At 68.0% G+C, this 19,615-nt stretch carries 16 protein-coding genes; 10 read left to right on the forward strand and 6 right to left on the reverse strand.

Features of this window, described 5'->3' with window-relative positions:
- Position 1: 1 nt before the first annotated feature.
- Complete coding sequence (locus tag QEP15_RS22490; RefSeq protein ID WP_081259812.1) at positions 2-799, reverse strand: IclR family transcriptional regulator; 798 nt, start codon at positions 797-799, stop codon at positions 2-4.
- Between the two features lie 168 nt (positions 800-967).
- Here QEP15_RS22490 and QEP15_RS22495 point away from each other — a divergent pair, with 168 nt between their 5' ends.
- From QEP15_RS22495 to QEP15_RS22510, 4 genes are read left to right on the forward strand one after another with little or no spacing between them, the layout of a single operon-like run.
- Positions 968-2,545, forward strand: coding sequence for an acetate--CoA ligase (locus QEP15_RS22495; RefSeq protein WP_280148100.1), 1,578 nt, complete (start codon positions 968-970; stop codon positions 2,543-2,545).
- A 40-nt stretch (positions 2,546-2,585) separates the two neighbouring features.
- A complete protein-coding gene (locus tag QEP15_RS22500) occupies positions 2,586-3,731 on the forward strand; it encodes an FAS1-like dehydratase domain-containing protein (RefSeq protein WP_056325026.1) in 1,146 nt (381 codons plus the stop codon).
- Between the two features lie 29 nt (positions 3,732-3,760).
- Positions 3,761-5,005 (forward strand): CaiB/BaiF CoA transferase family protein, encoded by a 1,245-nt coding sequence (locus tag QEP15_RS22505; protein WP_152382671.1) that lies wholly within the window; start codon positions 3,761-3,763, stop codon positions 5,003-5,005.
- A gap of 43 nt (positions 5,006-5,048) precedes the next feature.
- A complete protein-coding gene (locus tag QEP15_RS22510; RefSeq protein WP_152382672.1) occupies positions 5,049-6,014 on the forward strand; it encodes a Bug family tripartite tricarboxylate transporter substrate binding protein in 966 nt (321 codons plus the stop codon).
- A gap of 41 nt (positions 6,015-6,055) precedes the next feature.
- Here the strand turns inward: QEP15_RS22510 and QEP15_RS22515 are convergent, their stop codons facing one another.
- On the reverse strand, positions 6,056-7,468 hold the full coding sequence (locus QEP15_RS22515) for an MFS transporter (RefSeq protein ID WP_280148101.1): 1,413 nt from the start codon (positions 7,466-7,468) through the stop codon (positions 6,056-6,058).
- A gap of 144 nt (positions 7,469-7,612) precedes the next feature.
- On the opposite strand from QEP15_RS22515, the gene QEP15_RS22520 reads away from it, so the two are divergent.
- Positions 7,613-8,515: a LysR family transcriptional regulator gene (locus QEP15_RS22520; RefSeq protein ID WP_280148102.1), complete on the forward strand. Its 903-nt coding sequence runs from the start codon at positions 7,613-7,615 to the stop codon at positions 8,513-8,515.
- A 74-nt stretch (positions 8,516-8,589) separates the two neighbouring features.
- Here the strand turns inward: QEP15_RS22520 and QEP15_RS22525 are convergent, their stop codons facing one another.
- The 3 genes from QEP15_RS22525 to QEP15_RS22535 form a co-directional block, all read right to left on the reverse strand.
- Positions 8,590-10,104: an argininosuccinate lyase gene (locus QEP15_RS22525; RefSeq protein WP_152382674.1), complete on the reverse strand. Its 1,515-nt coding sequence runs from the start codon at positions 10,102-10,104 to the stop codon at positions 8,590-8,592.
- A gap of 175 nt (positions 10,105-10,279) precedes the next feature.
- The gene (locus tag QEP15_RS22530; RefSeq protein WP_175156138.1) at positions 10,280-12,817 is read right to left on the reverse strand and encodes an autotransporter family protein; all 2,538 of its coding nucleotides are present in this window, start codon (positions 12,815-12,817) and stop codon (positions 10,280-10,282) included.
- A 241-nt stretch (positions 12,818-13,058) separates the two neighbouring features.
- Positions 13,059-15,098, reverse strand: coding sequence for a sensor histidine kinase (locus QEP15_RS22535; protein ID WP_152382676.1), 2,040 nt, complete (start codon positions 15,096-15,098; stop codon positions 13,059-13,061).
- 78 nt (positions 15,099-15,176) lie between these two features.
- Between QEP15_RS22535 and QEP15_RS22540 the strand changes: the two genes are divergently transcribed.
- Positions 15,177-15,875: a response regulator transcription factor gene (locus QEP15_RS22540; protein ID WP_152382677.1), complete on the forward strand. Its 699-nt coding sequence runs from the start codon at positions 15,177-15,179 to the stop codon at positions 15,873-15,875.
- A gap of 57 nt (positions 15,876-15,932) precedes the next feature.
- Here QEP15_RS22540 and QEP15_RS22545 read toward each other — a convergent pair whose 3' ends face one another.
- On the reverse strand, positions 15,933-16,646 hold the full coding sequence (locus QEP15_RS22545; RefSeq protein WP_152382678.1) for a Crp/Fnr family transcriptional regulator: 714 nt from the start codon (positions 16,644-16,646) through the stop codon (positions 15,933-15,935).
- A 57-nt stretch (positions 16,647-16,703) separates the two neighbouring features.
- Between QEP15_RS22545 and QEP15_RS22550 the strand changes: the two genes are divergently transcribed.
- From QEP15_RS22550 to QEP15_RS22565, 4 genes are read left to right on the forward strand one after another with little or no spacing between them, the layout of a single operon-like run.
- Complete coding sequence (locus QEP15_RS22550) at positions 16,704-17,708, forward strand: substrate-binding domain-containing protein (protein WP_152382679.1); 1,005 nt, start codon at positions 16,704-16,706, stop codon at positions 17,706-17,708.
- On the forward strand, positions 17,705-18,484 hold the full coding sequence (locus QEP15_RS22555) for an ABC transporter permease (protein ID WP_152382680.1): 780 nt from the start codon (positions 17,705-17,707) through the stop codon (positions 18,482-18,484). The genes QEP15_RS22550 and QEP15_RS22555 overlap by 4 nt, the downstream gene beginning before the upstream one ends.
- Entirely contained in the window at positions 18,477-19,175 is a 699-nt protein-coding gene (locus QEP15_RS22560) for an ATP-binding cassette domain-containing protein (protein WP_152382681.1), read from the forward strand. Before QEP15_RS22555 ends, QEP15_RS22560 begins: the two co-directional genes overlap by 8 nt.
- Positions 19,172-19,612 (forward strand): CopD family copper resistance protein, encoded by a 441-nt coding sequence (locus QEP15_RS22565; protein WP_279989400.1) that lies wholly within the window; start codon positions 19,172-19,174, stop codon positions 19,610-19,612. Before QEP15_RS22560 ends, QEP15_RS22565 begins: the two co-directional genes overlap by 4 nt.
- Positions 19,613-19,615 lie beyond the last annotated feature (3 nt).

Below are 19,615 nucleotides of genomic sequence, written 5' to 3' on the forward strand. Positions count from 1 at the left end.
CTCAGCTCCTGGCGGCCATCAGTTGCGACAACGCGCGCGACTCGTCCTGCAGCGCGCGCGCCAGCGATTCGACGCGCGCCGCGTCAAGCTGTTCGGCCAATCCCGCGGCCACCAGCGCATGCGTCAGGCGCTGATGGCTGTCGAAGACGGGCACCGCGATCACGACGACGCCGTTGATGTAGTTGTTGCGGTCCACGCTGTAGCCTTGGCGGCGCACCGCGTCCACGTCGGCTTTCCAGGCCGAAAACTCGGGCGCCTGATCCCAGCGCAAGGCCTTGAAGCGCCGCTCCAGTTCCTTTTCCGACAAATCCGCAAAGGCCGCGACGAGCCGGCCGGTTGCGCTGATCAACGCGGGAAAGCGGCTGCCCACGTCCACGTGCAGCCGGAACGGCGCATTGGACCGCGACAACGCCAGCACGACCATGTGATCGCTGCCCGACACCTCGACGCCGATCGCGGTGACGCTGGCCGCGTTGGCGATCCGGTCCAGCACGGGTTGGGCCAGCGCGGGAAACGGATTGCTCTCGATCACGCTGCGCGCCAGCGTCAGCATGCCCACGCCCAGGCTGTAGCGCTTGGCGCCGGGATCGACCTTGACCAAGCCTTCTTCCACCAGGACGCGAAGAATGTGCAGGCAGGTGCTGGTCACCATGCCCAATTCCTGCGAGATGGCCTTGAGCGTCATGGGCTCGCCGCCCCGCCCGAGCAGGCGCAGGATTGCGATCGATCGCGTCACGGCCGGCACGGGCCGCACGCGCGGGCCGGCGGCGGCGGGGTCCGGGGTACTGGTTTCACTCATCGGTTTCTCCGTTTTTATTGCGGCAAGCATACCGTGCGGCGACCACGTCGCGGGTCCGCCCCAACGCATTTTAATTGTACATATACAATTCATAAACGCCATTGACAATTTATTTGGCGGCGCGCATAGTGAGTTCCACAGGTTGCCGACCCACACAGGTACGACGAAATGACCAAGCTGACCGAGACCCTTTCCTATGCGGACGCCCAGGCGCTTTGCGCCCCCGACAAGCTCTGGGAGCTTTTCGACGGCAACCGCGAACACATGAACATCGCGCACGAATGCATCGATCGGCACGTGGATAAGACCGAGCCGGCGATCATCCTGGTGCGCGCGGCGGGCGGGGACGAGACCTACACGTTCCGCCAGATCGCCGAGCAATCCTCGCGCTTTGCGCACTACCTGGCCGAACAGGGCATCCGCCCGGGCGACCGCGTGGCCGTCATGCTGGAACCGTCGCTGCCGTTCTACGTGGCCATGTTCGGCGCCATGAAGATGGGCGCGATCGCCGTGCCGCTGTTCACGCTGTTCGGCCCCGACGGCATCCGGCTGCGCGTGCAGGACTGCCAGCCGCGCATGCTGGTGACCAATGCCGAGAAGGCGCCGCTGGCCGCGGGCGGCGAGGACATGCGTGTCGTCATCGCCGACGAGGCGTTTCTCGGCACGCTGGCCGCCTACCCTTCGCACTACGAATGCCGCACGCGCGCCGACGATCTGGCCATCTTCCAGTACACGTCCGGCACGACCCGCGAGCTGCCCGACGCCGTCAAGCACACCCACCGCGCCCTGGTCACGCTGATGCTGGCCGCGCTGTACGGCACCGGCATCCGCCCCGGCGACCGCTACATGTGCCCGTCCTCGCCCGCCTGGGGGCATGGGCTGTGGCACGGCACGCTGGCGCCGCTGGCCTTGGGCGTCACCATCGGCGCGTATGCCGGCAAGTTCAACGCCGAGCGCCTGCTGCAGGCCTTGCAGGAACACCGCTTCAACAACATATCGGCTGCCGCCACCCACTACCGGATGATGCGCAACAGCGGCGCGGCCGGGCGCTACCGCTATCACCTGGACAAGGTGTCCTTCACCGGCGAACCCATCGACAGCGAGACCGCCGCCTTCGTGGAAGCGACTTTCGGCCGGCCGGTCTGCAGCATGTACGGCACGACGGAGATCGGGGTGTGCCTGGTCAATTACCCCGGCGCGCCGGACTTCACCGTCAAGGCCGGCTCGCTGGGCAAGCCCGTGCCGGGATTGCGCGTCGAGGTCCAGGACGCCAACGGCCAGCCCTGCGCGCCCGGCGAAACCGGCGAACTCAAGCTCTGGCGCCGCGACGCATGGGTCGCCACCAAGGACCTGGGCCGCGTGGACGAAGACGGCTACTTCTGGCACGGCGGCCGCGCCGACGACGTCATCATCTCGGCCGGCTGGACCATGAGCGCCGTCGAGATCGAAGACGCCATCCTCAAGCACCGCGACGTGGCCGAGGCCGCCGCCATCGGCGTGCCCGACCCGCTGCGCGGCCAGGTCGTCAAGGCCTTCGTGGTGTCGGCGCGCCAGGGCGACGACACCTTCGTGGAAGAAATCCAGGACGCCGTGCGCAGCCGCCTCGCGCAGCACGAGTATCCGCGCCAGGTGGTGTTCGTGGCCGAACTGCCCAAGACGCCCGCCGGAAAGATCCATCGCAGGAAATTGCGGGAGCAAGAGCTTGCGACCGCCCACACCACGCCCGCCGGGGCCGCCCACGCCTAGGGCAGTCCGGCACAGGCCATCTTCAAAACCAGGAGACATCATGCTGACCCAGACCAAGACCGAACGCAGCTTTCCCAAGATCACCGAACGCGGGCTGGACGAGCTGCGCGAACGCATCGGCGTGAAGATCGGCGCCACCGCCGAACCGTGGTGCTACGAGGCCACGCGCGACAACATCCGCCACTACGCCCACGGCATCGGCGATGACAACCCCCTGTGGACGGACCCGGAATACGCGGCCAAGACCCAGCACGGCGGCATCATCGCGCTGCCCAGCTTCCTTTTTGCCACCAGCCGCATCGTGTCGGGCTACGTGGGCGGGCTGCCGGGCGTGCACGCCATGTGGTCGGGCGCGGACTGGACCTGGCACAAGACCGTCAAGCGCAACGACACCATCTCCACCGAAGCGCACCTGAAGAACCTGATCGAACACCAGACGCGCTTTGCCGGCCGCGCCGTGCAGCAGATCTATCACGTGGACTTCTTCAACCAGGACGGCGACAAGGTCGCCGAGGCCGACAGCTGGTGCTTTCGCACCGAACGCGACCACGCGCGCGAACAGGGCAGCAAGTACGCGGAAGTCCGCGCACGCGAGCCGCGCCGCTACAGCCCCGAGGAAATCAAGGAAGCCTACAAGCTCTACGCCCAGGAAGAAGTCCGCGGCGCCACGCCGCGCTACTGGGAAGACGTGAAGGAAGGCGAGGAACTGCCCGTGATGTTCAAGGGCCCGATGACGGTGACCGGCTTCATCGCCTTCGCGCAGGGCTGGGGCGGCCTGTACATCCGCGCCAACAAGCTGGCGTGGCAGCTCATCGACGCGCATCCGGGCGTGGGGATCACCAACCGCTTCGGCATTCCCGACGTGCCCGAGCGCGTCCACTGGGAAGAAGACTTTGCGCTGGAAGTCGGCGCGCCCGGCGCCTACGACTACGGTCCCGAGCGCAACTCGTGGCTGACCCATCACCTCACCAACTGGATGGGCGACGCGGGGTTCCTGCGCAAGTCCACGTGCAAGATCCGCCGCCACAATCCCGAGGGCGACATGCTGTTCTTCAAGGGCAAGGTCGTGCGCAAGTATGTGGAAGACGGCCGGCACCTGGTGGAAATCGAACAGGAAGCGCGCAACCAGGACGACGAGCTGTCCGTACTGGGCTCCGGTGTGGTCGAATTGCCTACCCGCGCCTGACCGGCGGCAACCCCCAGACGAGGTGGGCGATGTCTGATTCATCGGAACAAGCTGCACCCAACCCCGCGCCGCGCGCGCGGGGCGCGCTGGACGGCCTGCGCGTCATCGACCTGTCGCGCGTCCTGGCCGGTCCGCTGTGCTCGCAAATGCTGGCGGACCAGGGCGCAGACGTCATCAAGATCGAGCCGCCCGGCGGCGACGAGACCCGCAGCCTGGGGCCGCCGGTCAACGAAGCGGGCGACGCGGCCTACTTCACCGCCGTCAATCGCGGCAAACGGGCCATCGGGCTGGACCTGTCCCGGCCCGCCGGCCGCGACGTGCTTTTTGCGCTGCTGGCCGATGCCGATGTCCTGATCGAAAACTTCATCCCCGGCACGATGGCCAAATGGGGGCTGGACTTTGAGGCGGACCTCAAACCCCGCTTTCCCCAGCTGATCTACTGCGCCATCACGGGCTTTGGCGACGACGGCCCGCTGGGCGGCCTGCCCGGCTACGACGCGGTGCTGCAGGCCATGTGCGGCCTGATGAGCATCAACGGCGAACCGGCCAGCGGCCCGACCCGCATCGGCGTACCCATCGTCGACCACCTGACCAGCTACACCGCGCAGTCCGGCATCCTGCTGGCGCTCTACCACCGGGCGCGCACCGGCCTGGGCCAGCGGGTCGAGGTCACGCTGTTCGACACCGCGCTCAGCCTGCTGGTGCCGCACGCCGCCAACTGGATGCACACGCAGCAAACGCCCGGCCTCTTGGGCAGCGCGCATCCCAACATCGCGCCGTATGACCGCTATGCCTGCCGCGATGGCGAGATCTTCCTGGGCGTGGTGAACGACCGCCAATTCCGCCGCTTCTGCGACTACGCCGGCCTGACGGCATTGCCCGACGACCCGCGCTTTTCCACCAACCGGTCGCGGCTGGCGCACCGCGATGCATTGCGCGACGCCATCGAGCACGCGCTGGCGACGCGTTCACGGGACGAACTGTGCGCCGAGCTGATGCAGCTGGGCGTACCGGCGGGCCCGGTCAACAGCGTGCCCGAAGCCTTTGCGCAGGCGCACACCGCGCATCGCGGCATGCGCGTGGATCGCGATGGCTATCACGGCATCGGTCCGGCAGTCCGGCTGTCGCAGGCGCCCGCGCGCGTCAAGCGCCCGCCGCCCGCCTATGCGCAACACACCGTCGAGGTCCTGCGGGAGGCCGGCTTCGACGACTCACAAATCGCGGCGTTGCAGGAACAGGGCATCCTGCCGCGATGGCCGCCTCCCAAGCCCTAGCCGCACCCGCATGCAGCACACCATAAAAAGCGAGGAGACCACCATGAAGACCATACGCCTCATCGCCGCGCTCGCGGCGCCGCTGCTGTTCGCGCAACCTGCCTGGGCCGCCGACAGCTATCCCTCCAAACCCGTCAAGATCATCGTTCCCTACCAGGCCGGCCAAGGCACCGACGTCGCCGCCCGCTACCTGGCCGAATACCTGGCCCGTGACCTGGGCCAACCGTTCATCGTGGAAAACCGCCCGGGCGCTGGCGGCAACATCGGCGCCTCCGAGGTCGCGCGCGCCGCCCCCGACGGCTACACGCTGCTGATGGGCACCAACGGCACGCACGTGCTGAACCAGTACATGTACGCGTCCACCAACTTCGACCCGGAGAAAGACTTCACGCCGGTCATGCTGGTCAGCTCGTTTCCCATGGTGCTGCTGACCACGCCGTCCTCGCCCTACGCCAGCCTGGCCGACCTGCGCAACGCGTCCAAGGCCAAGCCCGACAGCGTCAACGTGGGCATGCCCAGCACCACCGCGCGCCTCGTCTACGAACTGCTCAAACAGCAGGGCGTCAACAGCATCCGGGGCATTCCCTACAAGGGTTCGGCCACCGCCACCACCGACCTGATGGGCGGTCAGGTGCAGCTCGGCATCGACACCGTCAGCGCCGCGCGCTCGTTCATCACCAGCGGCAAGTTGCGTCCGCTGGCGGTGACCTCGTTGAAGGAGTCGGCCCTGCTGCCCGGCGTGCCTTCCGTGGCGGCGCAGGGGCTGGACGGCTTCCAGGTGATCGCCTGGAACGGCCTGTATGCGCCCAAGGGCACGCCGCCCGCGGCCGTGAAGCGGCTGAACGACGACCTGACCAAGATCCTCGCGCGTCCGGAGGTCCGGCAGAAGCTGCTGGACCTGGGCCACGAACCCGGCGGCGGCACGCCCGACGAACTGGCCGCCTTCGCCCGCAGCGAACGGCTGAAGTGGCAGCCGCTGATCGTGCAGGCGGGCCTGAAGGCGGAATGATGCGCTGACGGCCGGCGGCGGGCGGCCCTGTCCGGACTGCGTTACGGCTGGACGGCGGCAAGCCGCTTGCTGCTTGCCGCGACGGCGGCCATGGCCAGCCCGCACAGCACGGCGGCCAGAACAAACGTCGCGCGCAGCCCGGCCGCCAGCGCGGCGGGTGGCGCATCGGCCAATGACGCGGCCCCGGCGCCCGCGGCAAACACCGCGCCCATTGCCGAGGCGCCCGTGATCAGGCCCAGGTTGCGCGACAGGTTCAGCATGCCCGACACGGCGCCGCGTTCGCTGCCGCCTGCGGCCGCCATCACCGCCGTGTTGTTGGCTGCCTGGAACAGTGCATACCCCGCCGTCATCGTGGCAAGCGCCGCGACGTAACCCGTCACGCCGAACGCCTGCGCGGCGGCCGGCAGCGCGGCGCAGGCGCCGCCCACCGCGCCCAGCGAAAGCAACGTCATCGGCCGGCTGCCGAAACGATCCACGCAGCGGCCCGCCGGCACGCCGGCCAGCGCCGCCACGAGCGGACCGCAGGACATCGCCAGCCCGACCTGCACGGCGCTCAACCCCAATGCTCCCGACAGATAGAACGGCCCCACCACCAAGGTCGCCATCATCACCGTGGCGACCAGCGCATTGGCCGCAAAGCCGCCCGCCAGCAAAGGGTTGCCGATCATGGCCGGCCGCACCAGCGGCTGCGCCGTTCGCGCCTGCGCCCACATGAACAGGCCTGCGCCGCCCGCCGCCGCAGCCAGCAGAATGACATTGAGCCCCCCAAAACGGCCACGCCCGAGCGTCATGGACAGCGCATAGGCGGCCAGTGTCAGCGCCAGCAGCACGCTGCCCGGCCAGTCGAAGCGAACCGGTTGATGCGCGGCACGCTGCGCATCGCGAGGCAGGTGCCGCCAGGCCAGCCAGAACGCCAGCAGCCCCAGCGGCAGATTCACCAGGAAGATCGCCCGCCACCCCGCCCCGGCGATCAGGGCGCCGCCCAGCGTCGGCCCGAGCGCGGTGCCGGCCGCCGACATCGTGCCCAGCAGACCCATGGCGCTGCCGGCCCGCCCCTTGGGCGCCGCCTCGCCGGCAAAGGCCATGGCAAGCGTCATCAACACGGCCGCGGCCATGCCCTGCGCGGCGCGCGCGGCCACCAGCGTCCACAAACCGGGCGCCACCCCGCAAAGCACCGACGCGGCGGTAAACCACGCCAGCCCGGCCAGCATCAGACGGCGGCGGCCGATCAGGTCGCCCAGCCGCCCGGCGCTGACCACCGCAATCGTGATGGCCAGCAGGTAAGCCAGCACGACCCACTGCACCGACTGGAAGGGCGCGCCGAATGCCAGCGTGAATGCCGGCAGGCCGACGTTGGCGATGCTGGTGCCCAGCGAAGACAGCAGCATCGCCAGTGAAAGGCAGCACAGTAGCGCCAGACGGGGCTGGGAGGGCGAGGGATCGGAAATCGGCATGATGGCGTCCTGAATGGAAGAGACAGGACACCAGCGTAGGCCGCAATATCACCTGGCGGAAGGCGCAGCATTTGCAGCTAATACCTGCACGCGGCGCCATGCCAAATGTCAGCGCGCCGGCCGCCGGCGTGCTACGTTTGCCGCATGTCCACGCCCGATCTGAATCTTCTCATCACCCTGGACGCGCTGCTCGCGGAAGGCAGCGTGGCCGGCGCCGCCCGCCGGTTGCGCCTGAGTCCCTCCGCCATGAGCCGCGCGCTGGCGCGGCTGCGCGACGTCACGGGCGATCCGCTGCTGGTGCGCGCCGGGCGCGGATTGGTGCCCACGCCCCGTGCGCTGGCGCTGCGCGAGCAGGTCGGCGGGCTCGTCCGGGACGCGCAGGCGGTGCTGCGCCCCACCGAAACGCTGGATCCCGCGGCCCTTGTGCGCACCTTCACCCTGCGCGTCACCGACGGCTTCGTGGAGAACTTCGGCGCGCGCCTCCTGGCCCGCATCGACACGCAAGCGCCGGGCGTGCGGCTGCGCTTCCTGCAGAAGTTGGACAAGGACAGCGCGCCGCTGCGCGACGGCGCCGTGGACCTGGAGACCGGCGTGGTGGGCCAGTCAGCCAGTCCCGAGCTGCGCACGCGCGCGCTTTTCCAGGATCGTTTTATCGGGGTCATGCGCGCGGGCCATCCGCTGGCCCGCGGCAACGTCACGCTGACGCGCTACGTGAACGCCCGCCACATTCTGGTGTCGCGCCGCGGGCGCGAATCCGGCCCGATCGACGAGGCGCTTTCGCAGGCTGGCCGCGCGCGGCATGTCGCCACGATTGCCAGCGGTTTTTCCACAGCGCTTGCGCTAGTGCGCGACACCAACCTGATCGCCACGGTGCCGGACAGGCACACTGCCGCGCTACGCGCGGACATGCGCAGCTTTGCGCTGCCCTTCTCGATGACGCCCTTCACGGTGTCGATGCTGTGGCATCCCAGAATGGACGGCGATGCCGCCCATCGCTGGCTGCGCGGCTGCGTGCTGCAGGCCTGCGGGGGAGACGGGGCCGCCTAGGTGAAGCCGTCTAGGTGGGGCCGCCAAGGTGGGGCCGCCCCCGTGAAACGGCCTCAGGCGTATTTCGCTGGCCGCTACGGCTTCGGTGCGCTGGCCACCAGCGCGTCGAACTGCTTGTCCAGTTCCGCCAGCGAATCGCGGATGTGCGCGCGGCGCGCCTTGATCCACTTGTCCTGCGAGGCCAGCTGCTCGCGCGCCTCCTGGATCATGCGGTCCATCTCCTTGGGCTGCGGGCCGCCGCTGGTGGCGCGGTTCTTCACGATGGCCACGGGATCCAGCGTCGCGCGGAACTCGGCTTCGCTCATCGGCAGGTCCGTGCCGTACTTGGAATCCTTCATGGCGTCCGCATAGATGCGGCGCGCCTGTTCGTACGGAAAATCCAACGGCTTGATGTTGTTGGCCTTGGCGTACGACACCACCTCGGACGCAAAATGATGGCCCGCGCGGAATGGCAGCTTGTATTTGTGCATCAGCACGTCCGCCAGTTCCTGCGAGGCCGTCCAGTCGCTGTTCAGCTCTTCCAGCGCGCGGTCCGGGCTGATGACCATCGCCTTGAGCACGCGGTCCCAGCGCTTGAGCGCAGAGATCGCGCTGTCGACCATCGCGGAATTCTGCTTCACGTCCTTGGGATCGCTCATGCCCGGCGTGATGTTGTGCGTCTGCAGCACGGGTCCCATCGCCAGGGTCACCGCGGTGGAGGCGTCGCTGCGCGTGTCGTTGAGCAGGCCCGGATTGCGCTTTTGCGGCATGGCGCTGGACACGTAGGTATTGCCGCCGCCTTCCTGCAGCAGGATCCACGGACGCGACTGCGCATACTGCGTCATCACGTCTTCGACGAAATTGCCGGTACGCAGCGCGATGCTGGTGACGATGGACGCGACCTCGACCGGCTGGTCCATGGACGAGATCTGCGAGGCGTCGTAGGCGTTGTCGACCAGCGCCTCGAAGCCCAGGTATTGCGCCATGCGCTTGCGGTCCAGCGGCCAGCTCGTGCCGTTCAGCACGGTTGTGCCCATGGGCGAGCGGTCGATGCGCACGTAGGCCTCGCGGATGCGCTGCGCATCGCGCGCCAGGCCTGCCGCCTGACCCAGCAGGTAATGTCCGTAACTGTTGGGCTGCGCGGCCACGCCATTGGTGTAGTTGGGAACGATGGTGCCCGCATGCTTGGCGGCCAGCTCCACCAGCGTGGTCGACGTGGCGTTCAACTGGTCGGCCAGTTCCAGCAGCTTGTCGCGCAGAATCGCGCTGCGATAGGTGGCGTGCATGTCCTGGCTGGAACGGCCCGCGTGCAGCAGGGTCACATCCTCGCCAGCGGCCTTGATCAGCAGGGGCTCGAAGGTGATGACCGTGGCCGGCCGCTTGGCGCCGGGCTGATTGCCGTCGCTAATGACCTTGGCCACGCCGGCGGCGATTCGCGGCGCCATGGACTTGTCGAGCAGGCCCTCGTCGGTGTTGATCACCGCCGTGGCCTTGTTGATTTCTCCCAACCAGAAGAAGGGATCGCGGGGTGGGGATTGCTGCGCGGCGGCGGCGTTCGCGACCAGCGATAGCAACAGGGCGGCGCCCAGGGTCGGAAGCATCTGTCTCATGGCGTTCTCGTTATAGGGGTGGCCAAACAGTGTATCGAAGCGCGATGCCGCCGGACACCCGGTATTGCACCGAGGCGCGGGCGCCTGACACCTTGCCGGGCGAAGACGGGCCCCGCACGAAAAAAGGCCGGCCTCCAAGAGGCCGGCCTTCGCATCCGATCAGAATCGAATCGCCTTAGAAGCGCCAGCTCACGTTGACCGTGCCGGTGTTCTGGCGGTTGCCGTCGCCGAACTGGCCCGAGTACGCCAGACCCAGCGTCGCGTTCTTGCTCATCGCCAGATCCACGCCCACTTCCATGACCGCCGCGTCACGCGCCAGCGGGTTGCCCGCGACGGTGAACGGCTGGCTGCCGTCGAACGACATCGTGGCTTCCGGATTGAGGTCGCCGTAAGCATGGCGCCAGCCCAGCATGCCGCGCAGGCGGCCCGCGTTGTCCTTCACGTCGAACGTCGTCTGTGCGCGCAGGCCCAGCGTGGTGGTGCCCACGTTGTTCGTGCTGCGCTTGCCGCTCAGCGCGGCGTCACCGCCCGACTCCGAGAAGCCGCGGGTGCGCAGGTCGCTGAAGTCCGCGCCAAAGAACGGCTCGAGCGTGACGCGGTCGTTCAGCGGGATGGCGTAGCCCACGTCGGTGAAGACCTGGCCGGTGCTGGCGCTGTAGTCGGCCTTCAGCTCCTGATACTGGCCCGCCGCGTTGATGTTGCGCTTGCTGTCGATGTCGTGCCACGTGTAGGCCACGCCAGCCGTGAAGTTGATCTTGCCCGAGCCGGCTTCGAACGACTTGCCGCCGTACAGGATCGCGCTGTAGCTGTTCACGTCGGACTTGGCCGAGCGGTCGTCCACCGTGATGCGGCTATCGGTGTAACCGAACGCGCCACCCAGACGCCAGCCGTTGCCCACGCCATGATCGCCACCGACAAAGATGCCGACGTCGCGTTCACGGGACTTGGCGACGTCGCCGTTGCCGTCCATCGTGCGCCAGTTGCCGAAGGCCTGCGCCCACAGCGGCTGCGCATTCGAGCGCGGCAGCATGGAGGCGTCTCCACGGCCGACCTGCGCCGTGGGGGGACCGGCCACGAAACCGGCATTCATGTTGGCGCGCAGCTGTGCCGTGGGCAGGCTGGCGACGTTGTTGCTGACGTTCTGCATCGCCGACACGCTGCTGCCGAACGATTCGCCGGACAGGTCGGCAAACACGCCGGCCGGGGCGCCGTTGGGCAGGTTCAGGACCCGCGTGTACAGCGAGCTGGTCGTGGGCAGGCTTTGCAACGCGTTCGCGGCCGCACGCTGGTTGCCGGTCACGGCCAGGTCGGCGAATTCGATCGGGCGGGTGCCGCCGTTGCCGATGGGCGTGGGGGCCGGTTGGGTCGGCGTGGGAGCCGGCTCGGTCGGCGTGGGGGCCGGTTCGGTCGGCGTGGGGGCCGGTTCGGTCGGCGTGGGAGTCGGCTCGGTCGGCTTGGGATCCGGGTCGGTCGGCACTTGCTTCTTGTCGAGCGTCAGCACGACCTGGTTGCCTTGATGGCTGAGCGACGGTTGCAGGAAGGCCATGTCGCTGGTCGCGCTGTCGAAGTGGCCGTTCAGGGTGTTGGCCGACAGGATGGTGTAGGCCGTCGATTCGGCGTACGTGCCGCCCGAACCCACGTGCACCACGGAGCCCGCCAGATTGGCCGTGCCGGTGACCTTGACGCGATCGCTCTTGCCCTCGGCGGTGGCGTCGACGCGATAGGTCGAGCCCGGCTTGAAGGTCAGGTCGCCATTCACCGTGATGGTGCCGATCGGCGACGGCGGGGTGACGACAACCGGCGACATCGACATCATGAAGATGTGGTTCGACTGCGCCGCGGCGTTGGGCGACAGGGTCGAACCCGACTCCAAGGTCGTCGGGCCGACTTCGCCGGAACCCGCCAGCGTGCCCTTCACGTTCACCAGGCCCTTCATGGTGTTGCCGTTCAGCGTCAGCGTCGCGGCCGGCGCGACGTTGATCTGGCCGACGCTGATCTTGGAGGTTGCCCCGAAGTCGCCATTGATGTTCATGATGGCGTCGGGGCCTACGACGCCACCCGTAATGGTGCCGCCGGTGATGTCCAGGGTGGACGTGCCAAGCATCACGTCGCCGGCGATCGTGCCGCCGTTGACGATCGTCATCGGCGCGCTGGCGCCGGCGACGTCAAGGGCAATGCCATCCATCTTGGGATTGATGACGCCGTTGTTGAGGATGCCGCCGGTGACCGTGCCGTCCGAGACAACGATGCCCGCGTCGATGCTTCCGTTGTTGATGATCTTGCCCAGCACTGTGCTCGAGGTGATCACTTCGATACCGACGCCCGAACTGTACTCGCCCGAAATCCGATATTCGTTGATGATGTCGCCCTTGACCATGGCGCCGGCCGAGATGCTGATACCGGCGCGATTGCTGGTCAGTTGCCGGGCGGCCTGGTTGATGATCGAGCCATTGACGGTCGATCCCTGCACCTTGATGCCGCCATTGGGGCTGAAGCGCATCGGCCACATCAAGCCATCGTTCACGACGTCGCCGTCCACGATCGTGCCGCCGACCAGGCTGATCGAGGTGTAATCCCCAACGTTGACAACGGTGGGCACACTACCCGCATGGAGGATGTAGTCGGTGGGCTGTGCAAGCGCCGACGGGGCGGAAAACGGCAGGCTCAGGCTAAGCAAAGCGGCGAGGCGAGTAAGCGGAAAGCGGCGAGACATTTTGTAGTGACCATGTAAATTTCGTGTCTGAAATGTACCGATCATTGCAAAACGGAATCTGAGCGAATCTGAGCAACTTGTAATAGCTGCAGCCGTTTCTCGTGGAATAGCCGCAAATAGGCCCAAAAGACGGCGCTTTTCCCCCGTTTGAACCGTCGGCGGCCCGCGAAGGATGGCGCGGAATGGATGCATTTACGCAACAATTGCCGCGCACGTCGCAATATTCGCGGCAGTGCCGGCTTCAGCCGGCTCGCAGGTGAGGCAACGTAATGCAAAAGCGCACCGGCTCGACGCCCCCGGCCGCTTCCAGTGCCACCGAACCGCCCAGCCGCGCTGCGATGGAACTGACCAGATACAGCCCCAGTCCCGCCCCCGGATGCCGGGTGGCATTCTGCCCCCGATAGTATTTCTGAAACAGCCGTTCTTGCTCTCCGGCCGGAATGGCGCTGCCGGGATTGGAAACCGCAATGCGCAGCTGGTCCCCGTCCTCGCGCACCGACACGCTGACCGTCCCGCCCTCGGCGCAATGCCGGTCGGCATTGGCCAGCAGGTTGCGCAGCGCGATCCGCAGCAGGCCCGCGTCGCAGTCAAGCGTCCGGGTCTGCGTTTCGTAGGCGCACTGCACCCTGCCCGGCGGATACTCGCTTGCCAGATCCTGCAGCAGCGCGGGCAGGTCGCACCGGGTCAGGCGCAGTTCGGCGCGCGGCTCGCGCATGCGGTCATCGGTCAGGTATTCGTCCACCAGCGCCAACAGGCGCATGGCCGCATCGCGGATGTTGGCGCAGCGCGCCAGGCTTTTTTCCAGCGGCGCGGCAAGGTTGCGGCCCAATTGCTGGGCCGACGTCGTGATGATCGCCAGCGGGGTGCGGAACTCGTGCGACACCATCGCCACGAATTCGCGCTGCTCGGTGAACATCTGCCGTTCCTTTTCCAGCGAGGTGCGCAGTTCGCCTTCCAGCGCGACCCGGCGTTCGATCTCGCTCTGCATTTCTGTTGTGCGCAGGGCCACTTCGCGTTCCAGCCAATGGCTGTGCTGGCGCGCCAGATCGGCCGCCAGGTTGGCCTGCTGCAATTCCCGGACGCGGCGCCGGCGCTCGTAGCGTCCCACGATGAACAGGCTGAGCAGCAGCATGTGCAGCATCGTGCCCAACGTGGACACGTACTCGGTGAAGGCGTTGACCGGGAACACTCCCAGGTTGCGCAGGAACGCGATCAGCACGCCCACGTAGAACACGCCAAACGCCAGCGCGAAAAAGCGCGCCGGCCGCCAGCCCCGCTTGAGCAGGTACGCGCCCAGAATGATGAACGCGATGATGACCAGCAGCCCCAGCGTCTGGATCGGCAGCATGCCGGCGCCATAATGCCCCGTCACGATCAGCGCCGAGCACACGGCGGCAATGCCCCAGAACAGCCAGTAAAGGCCGCGCACGGCGCGCGGATACAGCGCTTCCAGATTCAACTGGCGGAACGCGACGCGCAGCGCCACCGGCAGGCTGACGGCAATGCCCACGCCCAGCAAGCGGTCGCTCCAGGCAACGGGCAGGCCCGTCAGCTGCTGCACCAACCCGAGCGACAGCACCTCGTTGAAGACGCAATTGCCGATGTAGGCCAGGAACAGGCCGCTCATGGGCGCGCGCGTCACCAGCCAGAACGCGGCGTGCGCGCAGATCAGGAGCAGGTAAAAGCCGAAGTACAGCCCGAACAGCAGGCCTTCGCGGCGCGACTGGTTGTCGAACGCCAGCCGCTGCCAGACTTCCAGCCGCGTCGCCAGCGCGTTCTTGCTTTGAAGCCGCACCAGGATGACGTAGGCGCCGGGTTGCGATGGATTGAACTGGATCACGGGGCTGCGATAGTCCACCGGCCACTTGCGCCGCGCCAGATCCTCGCCGCTGCGCCCCAGCATCGTCCAGCCGCCGGCGTGGCCCACATAGATGCGCACGTCGTCCAGCAGCGAATTGCTCAGGCGCAGCATCCAGCCGCCGTGCATGACCTTGTCCACCTGCACGGGCAGGCGCAGCCAGATCGTCGCGGGCGTGAACCCCGCGCTCAGGCTGCCCGGCAGCGCCGTCCAGCCGTCCGCGGCGGCCGCGTGCGCGACATCAAGCCCGCCATCGGGATCGATCAGCCGCTCAAGATGGCCGCTTGCATCCTGCACGCGCTCCTGGCCATCCAGGCGCAGCGGCTCGGCGCGCGCCGGCCCGGCCGCGGCCACAAGACCTGCGAAGAGGCAGGCCAGCAGCGCCAGCCACAGCGTGGCCCTGGAGTAACATTCCCGTTTCATCAATCGCAATTTACGCAGCATTCCCGTGCAACCCGGCAGATTACACCAGCCCTTCACGCTGCATTCCGCGGGCGCGCCATGCCCGACGTGATCCTGCTCGAAGACGAACCCGTGCTGCGCCAGGAGCTCGGCGAGTTCCTCGAAGAGTTGGGGTACGCGCCTTCGTGCGTGTCCAGCCTGCAGGAATTCGACCAGCGCTTCGATCCCGGCCGCCACCATCTTGCCGTCATCGACATCGGCCTGCCGGACGGTTGCGGCCTGGACCTGATCCAGCGGCTGCGCCAGCAAGGCCAGCAGGTCGGCATCGTGGTGTTCAGTGCGCGCCAGACCGGCCGCGACCGGATCTCGGGCCTTGCCATGGGCGCCGATCACTACCTGGGCAAGGGCTGCGACCTGGACGAACTGGCCGCCACACTCGCCGCGCTGGTGCGCCGCCTGGGGCTGCCCCAGCCGGGTCAGGATCAGCCGCTTCCCAGCTGGTTGCTGGAAATCGGCCCGCGCCGCCTGCACATCCCCGGCGCCGAGGCCATGCCGCTGTCGCAGCAGGACCTGACCGTGCTGCATGTCCTCATGAGCCAACCCGGCGAAAACATCAGCCGCCGCCAGATCGTCGAGGCGCTGGGTGCCGACTATCTGGAATACGACCAACGCCGGCTGGACACGCAAATGCGCCGATTGCGCCGCCGCGTCGAAGCCCTGAGCGGGCAGACGCTGCCAGTCAAGACGCTACGCAACAGCGGGTACTGCTTCTATCAGCCAGCCCAGGTCAAGGGCTGACGCGCGCCGCAGCCGCGTCCCCACTCGCGCGCACGCGCAGTCCCGACCCTTCGCGAATCAAAACGGCCGCTTCGCCGTCATCGCCAGACTGGCCAGATGGGCCGGGTCGGTCACCACCCACTGGCTGCGCTTGCCGCTGATATAGCCCTGCGCTTGCCAGTCGTTCAACAGCCGGTTGAGCGTTTCCGCGCGAATGCCCAGGTGCGCCGCCAGCTGCCGCTGGTTCAACGGCAGCGTGACCTCGGCGCCCTGCCGTTCCCGCAAACCCATCAGGTAGTTCGCCAACCGCTCGGCCGCCGAGCTCGACGTCATCCAGTCCACCCGGTTCACCTGGTCATACACGGCCTGGCTCATGCCGGCCAGCAGCTTGAGCGCCAGATCGGGCCACCGCCGGCAAGCATCGTGCAGCTTGCCGCGGACAAGCCGCCAGCACTGCACGTCTGTGCGCGCACGCGCCTGCATGGGATAGCGGCCATGCGGCATGAACATTGCGGCCTCGGCCATCAACTGTCCCGGCTCGAACACGCGGAACACGCGCTCGTCGCCGTTGTAGCTGTAGCGCATGACCTCGGCCTGCCCCGCTTCGACCAGGAGGTAGTGACGCGCTTCATCGCCTTCGCCAAAAAGTATCTGCCCGGCCGGCGCGCGCATCACGCTGGCCTCCAGCAGCAGATCGTCGGCCACGTCCGCCGGCAGGCCGGCCAGCAGCGGATGCCTTGCAAGCAGGCGGGCAGCCGCCGCGCGCGGCTCCAGCACATTGATATTTGTCATTCTGGGTCTTTCAGGCTGAGTGTCAGAATAAAACGATAATAATTCGTATTTAGAATAATGACCGCACATCAGCACACCCGCCGCCGGTTTTGCGCCGCGGCGTTGGGCGCCGCCCTCCTGCCGCGCCTTGAAATCGTCAGGGCCGCCGTGTCCGACCGCCGGGCCCAATTGACGCTTGCCGGCCCCGGCGCCGTCGTCAGTTATCCGCTGATGCACATGGCAGCCACTGGCGCACTGGCCGACCACACCAACACGCTGCGCTTTCGCCTGTGGCAAACGCCGGACCAGTTGCGCACGCTGCTGGTGAACCGCGACGTCGACTTCAGCGCCGCGCCCAGCACCCTGCCCGCGCTGCTGCACAACCGCGGCATGCCGGTGCGCCTGCTGAACATTTCCGTGTGGGGCATCCTGTGGCTGGTCAGCCGCAATCCCGACGTCAAGACCTTCGCCGACCTGGCCGGACGCGAACTGGTGGCGCCCTTCCAACGCGACCTGCCGGCCGTGCTGCTGGACACCTTGCTGCAAGCCCAGACCGAGCACGGCCTCGCCCCCGTCACGCTGCGCCGCACCCGCGATGGGCAGGACGCCATTGCCCTCATGCTGGGCGGCCAGGCCGAAAGCGTGTTGCTCGTCGAGCCCATGGCCTCGCTGCTGCTGTGGCGCGCCGAACAAGCGGGCGGCGTGGCGCTGCACCGCGGCCAAAGCCTGGAAGCCGCGTGGCGCGCCCGCTTTCCGGCACAGCCTACGCTGCCGCAGGCAGGTGTCATGGCCGGCGCCGGCGTGGCGGGCGACGCCGCACTGTGCCGGGCGGTGGATGTCGCGTATGCGGCGTCGGCGCGCTGGTGCGCCGCCAATCCCGAGTCCTGCGCCGACCTCGTGCGCGAACACCTACCCCACCTGCCCGCGCCTGCCATCGTGACCGCGATCCGCGGCACGCGGCTGGACAGCCGCAGCGCCCACGACGCCCGTCCTGAACTGGAGGCGCTGTACCGCCTGCTGGCCAGCCGCTTTCCGCAGGCCATCGGCGGCGACCTGCCGCCCGTCGGATTCTACGGACCATGAGCGCGCCCGCCGCAAGTCCCGCGCGCACCTCGCGCGGCTGGAGCGTGGCCGGCATCCTGCTGCTGGTACTCGCGTGGCACCTGACTGCCCTCCATCTCGGCCCGCTGCTCATGGCCACGCCATGGGAGGCGCTACGCGCCATCGGCCCCCTGGTGCGCAGCGAGCAGTTCTTCGCCAACGCGGGCGTCAGCCTGATGCGCATCGGCGCGGGCGTGCTGGCCGGCGCCTCGATCGGCTTCACGCTGGGCGTGCTGGCCGGACACAGCGCACGCCTGCGCGGCCTCATCGAGCCCCTGCGCTGGCTGCTGATGGCGGTGCCGCCCGTGGTGATGGTGGTGCTGGCCATGCTGTGGTTCGGCATGGGCTCGCCCATGGTGATCTTCATCACGACGCTGATGATGGCGCCCGGCATGTACGTCAATACCGTCAAGGGCATGCTGCACGTGGACCGGCGGCTTGTGGAGATGACGCACGTCTACCGCTACGGCCCGTGGTTGCGGCTGCGGCACCTGTACCTGCCCGCGCTCAGCGCGCCGCTGCTGGCCGCCCTGCTCATTGCCCTGTGCGGCGGCGTGCGCCTGGTCGTGATGGCCGAAGTGCTGGGCGCGGAAAACGGCATCGGCTACGCGCTCGCCAACGCCCGCAGCACCTTCGACACCGCTGAACTCTTCGCCTGGGTGCTGCTGATCTTCGGCCTGGTTGCGCTGCTGGAATTCGCGCTGTTGCAACCGCTGCAGCGCCGGCTGGGACGCTGGATGGAGCCAAGCCATGCTTGAGATGCAAAACCTTGCGCTGCGCTTTGGCCCCCAGACCGTGCTGGCGCAGGTCGACCTGCGGCTCGCGGCCGGCGAGCGGCTTGGCCTTGTCGGGCCCAGCGGCGCCGGCAAGAGTTCGCTGCTGCGCCTGGCGGCGGGCCTGCTCGCGCCGACGCAAGGCACGCTGCGCAACACGTTCCGGCATCCGGTGCTGATGTTCCAGGAACCGCGGCTGCTGCCCTGGCGCAATGCGCGGGACAACGTGGCGCTGCCGCTGCGCGCGGCGGGTCAACGCACCGCCGATGCCCACGCCATGGCCGAGGCCTGGCTTGCCCGCGTCGGCCTGGACGGCGCGGGCAGCGCGTGGCCTGCAGAGCTTTCCGGGGGCATGGCGCAGCGCGTCTCGCTGGCGCGCGCGCTGGCGCTCGAACCCGACCTGCTGCTGCTCGACGAGCCCTTCAGCGCGCTGGACCCCGCGCTGCGCCGCCAGCTTTCGGCCTGCTGCCACGAAGAAGTGGCGCGCCGCGGCGCAGCCCTCGTCTGCATCAGCCATGACCCGCACGAACTGCTGGGGCTGGTCGACCGCTGCGTCGTGGTCGGCCAGGGCCGCGTCGAACCCATCGCACTCTCGGGCCCGATCGGCAGCCCCGAACGCGCCGCCGACGCCGAACGCCTGCATGCCCTGCTGCTCGACTCAAGGAACCAACCATGACCTACATCGTCCTGCACATCGTGCATCTGTACGCCGCGCTGATCTTCATCGGCACGGTGATCTTCGAAGTGCTGTTCCTGGAACCCGTGGCCCGGCGCCTGCCCGCCGACGTGCGCCGCGCGCTGTCGCAGGAGCTCGCGCCGCGGGTTCGGGGGGTGATGCCCTGGGTGCTGGCGGTGCTCTACGCCTGCGGGCTGGGCATGGCCTGGCACTACCGCGCCGCGCTCGCCAGCCCTGGCAGCTCGGCCTTCGGCGCCTTGCTGCTCTTGAAGATGGCCCTGGCCGGCAGCGTGCTGCTGCACGTGATCACGGCCATGACGCTGGCGCGCCGCCAGCGCCTGCACGCCGCGCTGCGCTCTCGCGTGCACCTGAGCGTTTTCTGTCACATGGCTGGCATCGTCTTGCTGGCCAAGATCATGTTTCACCTTTCCTGGTAACGC

Source organism: Achromobacter mucicolens (assembly GCF_029866465.1).
In the GTDB taxonomy this organism is placed as follows: Bacteria; Pseudomonadota; Gammaproteobacteria; order Burkholderiales; family Burkholderiaceae_B; genus Achromobacter; species Achromobacter mucicolens.